The organism is Bacteroidota bacterium, assembly GCA_016706255.1.
In the GTDB taxonomy this organism is placed as follows: domain Bacteria; phylum Bacteroidota; class Bacteroidia; order Chitinophagales; family BACL12; genus UBA7236.
Genome location: JADJJZ010000029.1, coordinates 588,329 through 600,846 on the forward strand (window position 1 = coordinate 588,329; position 12,518 = coordinate 600,846).

9 protein-coding genes and 1 pseudogene are annotated in these 12,518 nt (G+C 36.3%); all 10 read left to right on the top strand.

All coding sequences use genetic code 11. The features are described 5' to 3' along the window. The first annotated feature begins 715 nt into the window (after positions 1 to 715). The 10 genes and pseudogenes from IPI65_20540 (at position 716) to IPI65_20585 (ending at position 12,254) form a co-directional block, all read left to right on the top strand. Entirely contained in the window at positions 716 to 2,413 is a 1,698-nt protein-coding gene (locus IPI65_20540) for a putative metal-binding motif-containing protein (GenBank protein ID MBK7443821.1), read from the top strand. Continuing rightward, complete coding sequence (locus IPI65_20545; protein ID MBK7443822.1) at positions 2,341 to 2,649, top strand: T9SS type A sorting domain-containing protein; 309 nt, start codon at positions 2,341 to 2,343, stop codon at positions 2,647 to 2,649. Before IPI65_20540 ends, IPI65_20545 begins: the two co-directional genes overlap by 73 nt. 498 nt (positions 2,650 to 3,147) lie before the next feature. After that, the gene (locus IPI65_20550) at positions 3,148 to 5,082 is read left to right on the top strand and encodes a putative metal-binding motif-containing protein (protein ID MBK7443823.1); all 1,935 of its coding nucleotides are present in this window, start codon (positions 3,148 to 3,150) and stop codon (positions 5,080 to 5,082) included. Next, a complete protein-coding gene (locus IPI65_20555) occupies positions 5,079 to 5,288 on the top strand; it encodes a T9SS type A sorting domain-containing protein (protein ID MBK7443824.1) in 210 nt (69 codons plus the stop codon). Before IPI65_20550 ends, IPI65_20555 begins: the two co-directional genes overlap by 4 nt. A gap of 26 nt (positions 5,289 to 5,314) precedes the next feature. Then, a complete protein-coding gene (locus IPI65_20560) occupies positions 5,315 to 6,934 on the top strand; it encodes a putative metal-binding motif-containing protein (protein ID MBK7443825.1) in 1,620 nt (539 codons plus the stop codon). Continuing rightward, positions 6,910 to 7,104: pseudogene (locus IPI65_20565) on the top strand (hypothetical protein). The gene IPI65_20560 and the pseudogene IPI65_20565 overlap by 25 nt, the downstream one beginning before the upstream one ends. A 135-nt stretch (positions 7,105 to 7,239) precedes the next feature. Further along, positions 7,240 to 7,548, top strand: coding sequence for a T9SS type A sorting domain-containing protein (locus tag IPI65_20570; GenBank protein ID MBK7443826.1), 309 nt, complete (start codon positions 7,240 to 7,242; stop codon positions 7,546 to 7,548). A 26-nt stretch (positions 7,549 to 7,574) separates the two neighbouring features. After that, positions 7,575 to 9,809 (top strand): T9SS type A sorting domain-containing protein, encoded by a 2,235-nt coding sequence (locus IPI65_20575; GenBank protein ID MBK7443827.1) that lies wholly within the window; start codon positions 7,575 to 7,577, stop codon positions 9,807 to 9,809. Between the two features lie 121 nt (positions 9,810 to 9,930). Then, complete coding sequence (locus IPI65_20580; GenBank protein ID MBK7443828.1) at positions 9,931 to 11,310, top strand: hypothetical protein; 1,380 nt, start codon at positions 9,931 to 9,933, stop codon at positions 11,308 to 11,310. After that, positions 11,283 to 12,254 carry a T9SS type A sorting domain-containing protein gene (locus IPI65_20585; GenBank protein MBK7443829.1) on the top strand — a complete coding sequence of 324 codons (972 nt, stop codon included), beginning with the start codon at positions 11,283 to 11,285 and terminating at the stop codon, positions 12,252 to 12,254. The genes IPI65_20580 and IPI65_20585 overlap by 28 nt, the downstream gene beginning before the upstream one ends. Positions 12,255 to 12,518 lie beyond the last annotated feature (264 nt).

A 12,518-nucleotide genomic window follows, 5' to 3' on the forward strand; every position in this document is an offset into this window, starting at 1 on the left:
ATATAAAATATAAATGATGACAAATACGGAGTGATAAATGAAAATGAATGAAATAACCCAAGCTAGGTCAAAGTTGGGTTCGTGCATCACTCATAAATTATTTTTCCAACATGAGCCTGCAATAATTTGAAAGTTGAAATAAAAATATTTGCTGCTAATTAATTAAATTTAAATCGTTGTATGGTCGCAGGGTTTTACTGATTGTTTATTTTTTTGGGGTGTATGAACCCGGCTCGGACAACAGTATAATAGGATTTATCTTACCCAATCGCAATTGGCCTGTGGATGTAGGACGCATGCAATTCGTCCCTACATCCACAGACCAATTGCTCAATTAGGTTGCAAAAGCACAATTTGAAAAAAGGGCATTTCGCAAATTGACTTTCCACTCAAAATTGTCCTGCATGTTATTTTGTAGGGACGTATTGCATGCGTCCTTACAAAATAATTTGCAGGACGCTTACGGAGCTGTTGATGACAATGATTGAAAAAATATAAATGTTTGTCCGGGATGGGGTTGCGTTTCTAAAAAAAGATTATTCTTAAAAAAGCCTGCAAAAAATTAGAACGATGATGCACCTATCTACTGCAAATAAATTCATCATATTTCCGTGTCCCAAAGGCTTGTTTTTTTATGAGAATTTATTACAAATGGTTAAAATGTTGCTTTCACAGTTACCTCAAAAAACATTATCTTAGCTTTAATATTATCTCCATGAAGATTATAGTATTCATACTGGTGTTCACAGTTGGCTTTAATACGCTAGCACAAATACCGGAAATCGATTGGCAAAACACTTATGGTGGGTCAAGTTGGGATATTCCCTGGGCTATTATGCAAACACCTTCAGACAGTGGATATATAGTTGCAGGAGTTACCGAATCTACAGACGGTGATATTTTAGAAAATGCAGGTATTTATGATTATTGGGTAGTTAAATTAGATAGTCTTGGTGAAATAATATGGCAAAAAACCTACGGTGGTTCTAGTATAGATGAATGTGAAGAAATTATTTCAACTGGGGATGGCGGCTATTTATTAGTTGGTTATACCTATTCAGACGATGGTGATATTTCATATTCGCACGGAAGTGTTGATTATTGGATTATTAAAATTAATAGTAGTGGTGAATTGGAATGGGAAAAAACTTACGGTGGGTCTAAAGGAGATTTTGGACAAAAAGCTATCATGCTGCCTTCAGGTAATTTTGTTATAATTGGCAACTCACAATCTAGCGATGGTGATATTTCAATGCACCACGAGGGTTTTGATACACCAGAAGACATTTGGATTATCGAAATTAATTCTTTTGGTGATTTGATTTGGGAGCATAGCTATGGTTCATCAAATGTTGAAAATGCACGTGATATTATTTTAGATATGGATGCTATGGTAGTAACTGGTTATACATATGGGGGTTCAGACGGAGATATTGAGTCCTCTGATGGTGCATCCGATTATTGGGTATTTAAAATAAATTTATTTGGGGACATTATTTGGGAGAGCACTTTTGGTGGTGATGATTATGACTATGGTGCATCAATTGGTCAATTGCAGAATGGCGAATATATTGTTTGCGGAACAACCTCATCTACAGATGGTGATATAATTGATTTTCATGGAGGATATTCGGATGCATTTATAGTAATTATTGACAGTCTTGGAAATTTAAAAAACTCTTTTTGCTATGGTGGAAGTAATTATGACTCAAGTTATGATTTAAAGATAGTTGACGATAATAGCATTTTAATTTCTGGAACTTCCTCTTCAATTGATGGGGACTTAACTGAAAATAATGGTGACGCTGACTTTTGGATAATTATGGTTGATAGCTCAGGTCTTATCAAATGGCAAAAATCTTTAGGTGGTACATTAGACGAATATGCTATTTGTTTATCACTCACCCAACAACTTAATTCTTATGCTGTGGCTGGTCGCACCCACTCTTCAGATGTAGATTTAGACTTTAATCATGGTAATTATGATTTCTGGGTAGTTAAATTAGATATCTGTGAAAATAAATATTTCCTTGATAACGACGGCGATGGTTTTGGTGATATTACTAATGATTCAAGTGCATGTGATATACCTTTGGGATATGTGATTGATTCAACCGATTGTAATGATTCATTAAATTTTATAAATCCTTCAGTTAAAGAAATTTGCAATTACATTGATGATAATTGTAACAGTGAAATTGATGAAGGTCTAACATTAATACTTTCATTTGAAGATTTAGACAGTGATAGTTATGGCAATGAATTAATTGATTCTATCGCATGTGAAATTCCTCCGGTTACGTTTTATCCAACACCGACTGCAACGACACCAATCCCGACATCAACCCCGGCGCACCGGAACTCCTCAACGGCCTCGACGACGATTGCGACCAAATTGCTGATGAAGGTTTAGCAATAACAGATATTGTAAAAAATACAATAAGTATTTTCCCGAATCCGGTAAATAATACATTATTTATTCAATCGGATGCAACACAACAAATAACAATTGTAAATCAATTAGGAGAAGAAATATTATACACAAATTTATTTATAGGTTTAAATACAATTTCGGTAGCAGATTTTGCGAGTGGTGTGTATTGGGTGAAAGTGGAAAATGGGGAGATGGTGGTTTGGGTGAAGGAGTGAGTGAGGGGCTAGATTGAAACAGCCATTGAACATCCATTGAATCAAAATTGAACAAAATTGAACGAGCCCGATAGCCGTCGGGAGAATCAAAATTGAGATTGGTTATTCGCATTAAAATTTTGATTCAATTTTAAAATTTATAAAATTTGAAATGATGTAAACAATATTTACTCAAAATTGTCCTGCATGTTATTTTGTAGGGACGTATTGCATGCGTCCTTACAAAATAAGAGGCAGGACGCTTACGGAGCGATAATTGAAAATGATTGAAAAAACCAACCTGTCCGAGCGGGGTTCTTGCCTCAATAAAAAATTATTAATCCGGCACAACCCTGCTATAAATTGGAAGTAGAAATGAACTTGTATGCTGCGAATTAGTTTATCAAAATACTATATTTAAAAAGTGGTAAGGCCTTCAGAGTTGTATATGCTTTCGAGTGAATAATTGTAAATTTCATTTACATAAAAAAACATTACCTTAGTAGTAATATAAATTCCATGAAAATTTATTTATTTATCCTCTTTGCTGTTTTAAACCTAACTGCACAGGCACAAGAACCTGAAATACAATGGCAAAAGGCATTTGGAGGGGCAGGGTACGATGATGCATATTCAATTTTCGAAACTTTAGACAATGGGTTTATTGTTAGCGGTGATACTTGGTCAAATGATGGGGATGTAACCGATTATAATGGATCAGGTGACTTTTGGATTTTAAAGTTAAGTAGCGATGGAGAAGCTGAATGGAAGGAAACATATGGTGGTAGTGGTTGGGAGGAATCCTACAAAATTATCCAAACTAGTGACTTAGGATTTTTAGCGGTAGGATTTTCCACTTCAAGCGATGGAGATTTAACACTAAACCAAGGAGATCAAGATTTTTGGATTCTAAAACTTGATGAATCAGGGGCTATTCAATGGCAAAAAACTTTAGGAGGCTCAGGTTCTGATAGGGCATACTCTGTTCAACAAACAACTGATGGAGGCTATGTGGTTGCGGGACTTTCTTCGTCATCTGATGGCGATGTTACAGGAAATCATGGCGCTGCTGATTTTTGGGTAATCAAGTTAAATATTTTTGGTGATTTGATTTGGCAAAAGTCTCTAGGAGGTACACAAAACGATTATGCTAAATCCATTATTGAAATTCCGGGCGAGGGGTTTGTCGTAACTGGATATGTTGAGTCTAATACAGGTGATGTAACTGGAAATAATGGTGAGAGTGATTATTGGGTTGTGAAGTTATCAGAAGCTGGAGATATTATATGGCAAAAATGTTTTGGGGGTACAAATTTCGAATTTGCAAATTCATTAGCTCGAACAAGCAACAACGGATTTCTTATTCTTGGTTATACATTATCTGACAATGGTGATGTATCAGGTTTCCATGGTGGTTATTCAGATTATTGGCTAATTAATATAGATAGTTCTGGAGCGTTACTTTGGCAAAAATGTTTTGGGGGAACCGCAACAGATCAAGGATTTTCTATTTGCTCAACCAATGATAGTTCATATATACTTACCGGGTATTCTGGTTCAAATAATGGTGATGTCACAGGGCATCACGGTGGAGCGTTATACCCTGATTATTGGGTAATAAAAATTGATACAATAGGAAATATTGTTTGGCAAAAATCATTAGGTGGCAATTCAAGTGATGAGTCTTTTTCTGTTGTCCAAACTTCAGATACAGGTATTGCTATAGCGGGATGGGCTTTTTCTACTGATGGTGATGTTACGGGACATCATGGTGTGGCACTAAATAGAGATTTGTGGATTGTAAAATTAGGCATGCCTTGTATTGAAAATATGTTTTATGCAGATTTAGATGGTGATGGTTTTGGCAATATTTCATTAGATACATTAGCATGCGAAGCGCCCATTGGTTTTGTAAATGATTCCACCGATTGCAACGATTTAAATCCCGAAATCCATCCCACATTAACAGATATTTGTAATGCCATCGATGATAATTGCAACGGATTAACCGATGAAGATGCAACATTTGTTACCTATTTCGCAGATATTGATGGAGATACTTTTGGTGATATATTAAATGATTCAACTGCATGTAATGAATTAATCGGTTATGTGTTAGATAATAGTGATTGTAATGATTCTAATAATGCAATCTACCCCGGCGCCACTGAAATCTGCAACTACCTCGATGATGATTGTGACGGTATTACAGATGATAATGTTACCTTCATTCAAAGTTTTATCGATGCTGATAACGACAATTTCGGCAACGCTGATTTTGATTCCATCGCATGCGAAATTCCTCCCGGTTACGTTTTATCCAACACCGACTGCAACGACACCAATCCCGACATCTACCCCGGCGCACCGGAACTCCTCAACGGCCTCGACGACGATTGCGACCAAATTGCTGATGAAGGTTTAGCAATAACAGTTATTGTAAAAATACAATAAGTATTTTCCCGAATCCGGTAAATAATATATTATTTATTCAATCAGATGCAACACAACAAATTACAATTGTAAATCAATTAGGAGAAGAAATATTACACACAAATTTATTTATTGGATTAAATACCATTTCGGTAGCAGATTTTGCGAGTGGTGTGTATTGGGTGAAAGCGGAGGATGGGGAGATGGTGGTTTGGGTGAAGGAGTGAGTGTGCGAAATTAAAATGAAAAAATTATGTTTAAAATTCGCTCTATAAAAATATTAATGGCATTGAAAATTAATGCTCGTTTTATTTGCATATTATTTTTTGGTTTTTCTTGTCTTTATAATAAAGCAAATGCACAAGCTACAAGTATAGAATGGTCAAATGCACTTGGCGGTCCGGGTTATGAAGATGCAACGGATGTTATTTATTCTAATGACGGAGGGTATCTGGTGGTTGCTAACTCAGGAGAAATAGGTGGTGATGTGACAGGTTTTTATGGTGGAGCAGTAGACATTTGGTTAACTAAATTAGATAGTGCGGGAAATCTTGTTTGGCAGAAAAATTATGGGGGGTCAAATATTGAAAAATCCCGTGCAGGTATTGCGACGATAGATGGTGGATATATTATCGTAGGCTATACTGGCTCTGAAGATCATGATGTAAGTTTTAACCATGGACTCACCGATGCATGGGTTTTTAAAGTAGATTCAATAGGAAATATAGTATGGGAAAGGTCATATGGTGGTACAAAAAGTGAGCAAGGATGGGCGATTTGTGGAACAGATGATGGGAATTTCGTATTCGTAGGATATAGCCATTCAAATAATGGTGATTTGACATCTCATTACGTTACCACGGCTACTTCAGACTTTTGGATTGTAAAAATCGACAATACAGGTAACATCATTTGGCAAAAATCATACGGCAGTACGGAAGATGACTATGCATATGGTGTTGTGGAGCTATTCAATGGTGATATTACAGTCGGTGGAGTAACACAATGGGGAGATGGTGATGTAATAGGATTTCATGGCGGTATTGGGGTTGAAGATGGATGGGTAATTGATTTAGATTCTAATGGCGCATTGAAATGGAGTAAAGCTTATGGTGGTACAGACTATGACGTTATATGGGATATCACTAAGGCGTCTGATTCCACAATTCACTGTGTTGGACAAGCAAAATCATTTGATGGAGATATAACAGACCATAAAGGAACTCCGGATGATTATTATTTAGATGATTGCATGTATCTAAGGCTTGATTCTTCTGGGAATTTACTTATAGAAAAGTGCTTTGGAGGGTCAGGCAGTGATGTTGGGTTCTCATTAAGTACAACAATGGATGGGACTGTTATATTAGGAGCTAATTCATCAAGTAATGATGGAGATGTATCAGGACATCACGGGGGTGAATATACTAGTGATTTTTGGATAGTGAAGCTGGACTCTTTTGCTAATATCGAATGGTCTGTATCGCTTGGTGGTGATACCGCAGATGCCAGTTATTCCATCATTCAAGCACCTGATTCTGGGTATGTTACTGTTGGAATTTGTGTATCAGAAAATGGTGATGTAGTTGACCACTATCCAGGCACATTACACTGGGATTCCTGGGTGGTTAAACTCAATAAAACCTGTCCTGGAATTTTATATTATGCTGATAAGGATGGTGATGGTTACGGTGATCCAACTGATATACAAATGTTTTGCTCAGATATGGTTGGATATGTATTAAATAATTTAGACTGTAATGATAATGATGCAGAAATTAATCCTACAATAGCTGAAATATGTAACACGTTAGACGATAATTGTAATGGTATTGTTGATGAAGGCCTAGCATTGTTTACCCTTTTCGAGATTTAGATGGTGATACTTTTGGGAATGATACTGATTTTATAACATCGTGTCTTGAATATATTTCAGGTTTTGTTTTAGACTCAACCGATTGTAATGATACTAACGAATTTATTTTTCCGGGTGCTGAAGAACTCTGCAACTACCTCGATGATGATTGTGATGGTATTACCGATGATAATGTCACCTTCATACAAAGTTTTATTGATGCTGATAACGACAATTTCGGAAACCCTGATTTTGATTCTATCGCATGCGAAATTCCTCCCGGTTACGTTTTATCCAACACCGACTGCAACGACACGAATCCCGACATCTACCCCGGCGCACCCGAACTCCTCAACGGTCTCGACGACGATTGTGATCAAATTGCTGATGAAGGTTTAGCAATAACAGATATTGTAAAACATACAATAAGTATTTTCCCGAATCCGGTAAATAATATATTATTTATTCAATCGGATGCAACACAACAAATTACAATTGTAAATCAATTAGGAGAAGAAATATTACAAACAAATTTATTTATTGGTTTAAATACCATTTCTGTAGCAGATTTTGCGAGTGGTGTGTATTGGGTGAAAGCGGAGGATGGGGAGATGGTGGTTTGGGTGAAGGAGTGAGTGTGCGAAATTAAAATGAAAAAATTATGTTTAAAATTCGCTCTATAAAAATATTAATGGCATTGAAAATTAATGCTCGTTTTATTTGCATATTATTTTTTGGTTTTTCTTGTCTTTATAATCAAGCAAATGCACAAGCTACAAGCATAGAATGGTCAAATGCACTAGGCGGCCCGGGTTATGAAGATGCAACGGATGTTATTCAATCTAATGACGGTGGCTATCTCGTTGTTGCTAACTCAAGAGAAGTAGGTGGTGATGTGACAGGTTTTTATGGTGGAGCAGTAGACATTTGGTTAACTAAATTAGATAGTTCCGGAAATCTTGTTTGGCAAAAAAATTATGGAGGTTCAAATTTTGAACAATCATGTTCCGGTATTGCGACTATAGATGGTGGATATATTATAACCGGTTATTCTTCTTCTATGGATTTTGATGTCAGTTTTAATCATGGGCTTTTTGATGCATGGCTTTTCAAAATTGATTCAATTGGTAATTTACAGTGGGAAAAGTCATATGGAGGTTCCAAGACTGAAATAGCATGGGCAATATGTCCAACTCAAGATGGAAATTTTGTATTCGCAGGATATAGCTATTCAAATGATGGTGATTTGACATCTCATTACGGTACCACGGCTACTTCAGACTTTTGGATTGTAAAAATCGACAATACAGGTAACATCATTTGGCAAAAATCATACGGCAGTACGGAAGATGACTATGCATATGGTGTTGTGGAGCTATTCAATGGTGATATTACAGTCGGTGGAGTAACACAATGGGGAGATGGTGATGTAATAGGATTTCATGGCGGTATTGGGGTTGAAGATGGATGGGTAATTGATTTAGATTCTAATGGCGCATTGAAATGGAGTAAAGCTTATGGTGGTACAGACTATGACGTTATATGGGATATCACTAAGGCGTCTGATTCCACAATTCACTGTGTTGGACAAGCAAAATCATTTGATGGAGATATAACAGACCATAAAGGAACTCCGGATGATTATTATTTAGATGATTGCATGTATCTAAGGCTTGATTCTTCTGGGAATTTACTTACAGAAAAGTGCTTTGGAGGGTCAGGCAGTGATGTTGGGTTCTCATTAAATGCAACAATGGATGGGACTGTTATATTAGGAGCTAATTCATCAAGTAATGATGGAGATGTATCAGGACATCACGGGGGTGAATATACTAGTGATTTTTGGATAGTGAAGCTGGACTCTTTTGCTAATATCGAATGGTCTGTATCGCTTGGTGGTGATACCGCAGATGCCAGTTATTCCATCATTCAAGCACCTGATTCTGGGTATGTTACTGTTGGAATTTGTGTATCAGAAAATGGTGATGTAGTTGACCACTATCCAGGCACATTACACTGGGATTCCTGGGTGGTTAAACTCAATAAAACCTGTCCTGGAATTTTATATTATGCTGATAAGGATGGTGATGGTTACGGTGATCCAACTGATATACAAATGTTTTGCTCAGATATGGTTGGATATGTATTAAATAATTTAGACTGTAATGATAATGATGCAGAAATTAATCCTACAATAGCTGAAATATGTAACACGTTAGACGATAATTGTAATGGTATTGTTGATGAAGGCCTAGCATTGTTTACCCTTTTTCGAGATTTAGATGGTGATACTTTTGGGAATGATACTGATTTTATAACATCGTGTCTTGAATATATTTCAGGTTTTGTTTTAGACTCAACCGATTGTAATGATACTAACGAATTTATTTTTCCGGGTGCTGAAGAACTTTGCAACTACCTCGATGATGATTGTGATGGTATTACCGATGATAATGTCACCTTCATACAAAGTTTTATTGATGCTGATAATGACAATTTCGGAAACCCTGATTTTGATTCCATCGCCTGCGAAATTCCATCCGGTTACGTTTTATCCAACACCGACTGCGACGACACCAATCCCGACATCTACCCCGGCGCACCCGAACTCCTCAACGGCCTCGATGATGATTGCGACCAAATTGCTGATGAAGGTTTAGCAATAACAGTTATTGTAAAAAATACAATAAGTATTTTCCCGAATCCGGTAAATAATATATTATTTATTCAATCGGATGCAACACAACAAATAACAATTGTAAATCAATTAGGAGAAGAAATATTACAGACAAATTTATTTATTGGATTAAATACGATTTCGGTAGCCGATTTTGCGAGTGGTGTGTATTGGGTGAAAGTGGAGGATGGGGAGATGGTGGTTTGGGTTAAGGAGTGAGTTGGGAAAATACCCCAATTGTGAATACCAAGCCCTGTGTGAACGGCGTCTCGCCTGTCATTAGTTTTTATTAAATTTTATCACAAGTATTTACTACCTTAGTAGTCCCGACGAAAAATACATGAAATCACTAATTTTTATCTACATGTTTATTTTTATAGTGCAAGCAAGATTTGCTCAAGCACCGGATATTATTTGGCAAAAATCTTTTGGTGGAAGTGATTACGACCAACCTGCTAAAATTATAACTGCTCCAGATTCTAGTTTTTTATTATTTGGTGACACGCGATCGGTGGATTTTGATATTGAGAATAATCATGGTTCACGAGATATTTGGTTATTAAACATTGATGTCAGTGGAAATTTACTTTGGGAAAATACTTATGGCGGTTCGAGCATTGATTATGGTAGATCGTTAACGATTGGTAATGATAATCAAGTATTAATGACAGGTTATACAAATTCGATAGACGGAGATGTCTCTGAATTTTATGGTATTTATGATTATTGGACTGTCGCCTCTGATTTATTGGGTACAATTGTGTGGGGAAAAAATTTTGGTGGTAGTGAATACGATGGATCCAGAGGGATAAGTGAACTTTTAGATGGATATTTGATAATAGGTGACTCTAAATCATCCGATGGTGATGTATTAGGGTTACATGGAATTACTAATTCAGATTTTTGGGTGATCAAAATATCTAATGAAGGCGACCTTATTTGGCAAAAATGCTATGGTTCCAATAACACAGAGCAACCAAACTCAATAGTTAAAACATTAGAAAATGAGTATATAATTGCTGGGACCACCTTAGGAGAAGGGGGCGACGTGACAGGTAATCATGGATCTACTGATATCTGGGTAATAAAAATTGATTCAGTAGGGAATTTAATTTGGCAAAAATGTTATGGTGGATCTGACGTTGATGGTATAAGTAAGATTTTAAATACACCTGATGGCGGATTTATACTCAGTGGTGAAACATATTCAAATAATGGTGATGTTTCAGGTTTTCATGGTGGAATAAATGATGGATGGATAATAAAAATTGACAGCATTGGAAATATAGAATGGCAAAAGTGTTATGGCGGCTCTGGTAGTGATGAAATTTATTCTATTATTTTACTTGATGACGGTAATTTTTTATTCGGAGGTCGGTCTACTTCTGCAGACGGAGACTTAACTGAAAATAAGGATGGAAATGATTGTTGGTTAGTTAAAATTAACCCAGAAGGCGATATAATTTGGCAAAAATCGTTTGGAGGATATGATGAAGATGTAATTTATGATATTGTTGAAGCTGAAAATGGGGATATTATTTTTTTAGCCGAAAGTCTTTCTTCTGATGGTGATTTAACTTTAAATATGGGAAATTGGGATTTTTGGGTTGTGCGATTAGGTTATTGTACAACCAAATATTTTGAGGACACCGATGGCGATGGTTACGGAGATATTTCTTCAGATACATTATCTTGCGAATTACCCACGGTTATGTTTTAGACTCCACCGATTGCAACGATTTAAATCCCGAAATCCATCCAACATTAACAGATATTTGTAATGTGATTGATGATAATTGTAACGGATTAACAGATGAAGATGCAACATTTGTTACCTATTTCGCAGATATTGATGGTGATACTTTTGGTGATGTATTAAATGATTCAACTGCTTGTAATGAATTAATTGGTTATGTGTTAGATAATACCGATTGCAACGATTTAAATCCCGAAATTCATCCAACATTAACAGATATTTGTAATGCCATTGATGATAATTGTAACGGATTAACAGATGAAGATGCAACATTTGTTACTTATTTTGCAGATATTGATGGAGATACTTTTGGTGATATATTAAATGATTCAACTGCATGTAATGAATTAATCGGTTATGTGTTGGATAATACTGATTGCAACGATACCAATAATGCAATCTTCCCCGGCGTCACCGAACTCTGCAACTACCTCGATGATGATTGTGACGGAATAACAGATGATAATGTCACCTTCATTCAAAGTTTTATTGATGCCGACAACGACAATTTCGGAAACCCTGATTTTGATTCCATCGCATGCGAAATTCCACCCGGCTACGTTTTATCCAACACCGACTGCAATGACACCAATCCCGACATCTACCCCGGCGCACCGGAACTCCTCAACGGCCTCGACGACGATTGCGACCAAATTGCTGATGAAGGTTTAGCAATAACAGATATTGTAAAACATACAATAAGTATTTTCCCGAATCCGGTAAATGCGATTTTATTTATTCAATCGGATGCGATACATAAAATTACTATTGTAAATCAATTAGGAGAAGAAATATTATACACCAATTTATTTATCGGTATAAATACCATTTCTGTAGCAGATTTTGCGAGTGGTGTGTATTGGGTGAAAGCGGAGGATCTGGAGATGGTGGTTTGGGTGAAGGAGTGAGTTGGGGGGTAAGATTGAAACAGCCATTGAGCATCCATTGAATCAAAATTGAACAAGATTGCACAAAATTGAACAAAATTGAACCATTCAGATTGCTATCAGGAGAATTAAAATTGAGGTTGGATTTTCGCATTAAAATTTTGATTCAATTTTAAAATTTGAAATGATGTAAACAATATTTTCCTCAAAAATGTCATGCATGTTATTTTGTAGGGACGTATTGCATGCGTCCTTACAAAATAATTTGAAGGACGTTTACGAAGT

Coding starts and splice junctions, on each gene's coding strand:
- IPI65_20540 (MBK7443821.1), top strand. CDS start 716: ATGAAGATTATAGTATTCATACTGGTGTTCACAGTTGGCTTTAATACG.
- IPI65_20550 (MBK7443823.1), top strand. CDS start 3,148: ATGAAAATTTATTTATTTATCCTCTTTGCTGTTTTAAACCTAACTGCA.
- IPI65_20560 (MBK7443825.1), top strand. CDS start 5,315: ATGTTTAAAATTCGCTCTATAAAAATATTAATGGCATTGAAAATTAAT.
- IPI65_20575 (MBK7443827.1), top strand. CDS start 7,575: ATGTTTAAAATTCGCTCTATAAAAATATTAATGGCATTGAAAATTAAT.
- IPI65_20580 (MBK7443828.1), top strand. CDS start 9,931: ATGAAATCACTAATTTTTATCTACATGTTTATTTTTATAGTGCAAGCA.